This is a genomic window from Oleiphilus sp. HI0128, from assembly GCF_001635365.1.
Genome location: NZ_LWGG01001574.1, coordinates 1 through 1,007 on the forward strand (window position 1 = coordinate 1; position 1,007 = coordinate 1,007).

1 protein-coding gene is annotated in these 1,007 nt (G+C 43.9%); it reads left to right on the plus strand.

What is annotated here, in order from left to right; translation table 11 throughout:
- Positions 1–1,007, plus strand: a 1,007-nt coding sequence (locus A3763_RS25870) for a PAS domain-containing protein (RefSeq protein WP_156495344.1), incomplete at both ends; no start/stop codon positions are given.

The following is a 1,007-nucleotide window of genomic DNA, read 5'->3' on the forward strand; positions in this document are numbered from 1 at the left end:
CATACGCCGCTTAGTTACCAGCGCTTAAAATCAACAAACAAGTGGATGCATGATGGGCACACCAGCTGGATAACCCTAGCTCAGGAATCTGACTCTGGCGTGACATCCTTCGACCATATGGGCTTTGTATGGGCTCATCCAACCAACCTATCTGAACATCAGGACTATCTAAACAAACTCGACTTCACAACACCACTAGCACGCAATAAGCCCCGATATTATGAGAAGGTTGCCAATCGAATATCACAGGTACGTGAAGCAATACATTCCATGCAAGACATGAGAACCTTTATATCAAAAGGCTTCGAAGAAATTCCCAATGCGGTATTTGTTACCGACCCTGTTGGCTTAATCGTATTTACCAATAGTCATGCTCAAACTTGGTTTTCTGAATCAAACGGAACGCTACTAGGACAAGCTATTTGTACATTGTTTGACCCCCAACAAAACATTCAGCTAAGTCAAAATATGAGTAAGGTATTAGTCAACGGCGCACAGACCAATGATGAAATCCAGTTAAATGATAGAGACGTTCAGGTTCATTGCGCCCCCTTTATTGTCGATGAAGACATTGACGCAGGCTTGATGATCACACTTTCAGATATCACCGAAATTCGCCAACAACAGCGTGAAAAAAATCAGCTTATTGACTTTTTATCTCACGATGTCCGTTCTCCGCTGGTATCACAGCTAGCCATGCTTAACGGGCTCAGAACTGGTCGAATCAACTGGGATAGCACGCTAATTGATGAAATTGAAAGCCACGCCAAAAGAAGCTTGAATCTGTCAGACCAATTTTTGCAAATCACTCGCGCAGAACAGAGCGCCGAGCAAAGCTTTTATGAGTTTGACCTGCTCAATGCAGTCGAAGATAGCATTGACTCCTTGTCCCAACAGGCAAAAGCGAAAGGCATTAATCTAGAGTTCTCTGATGAAGAACCTATCTGGCTACTCGGCAATGCAGAGTTGATTGAGCGAGCTATCACCAACCTGCTTTCCAATGCTGT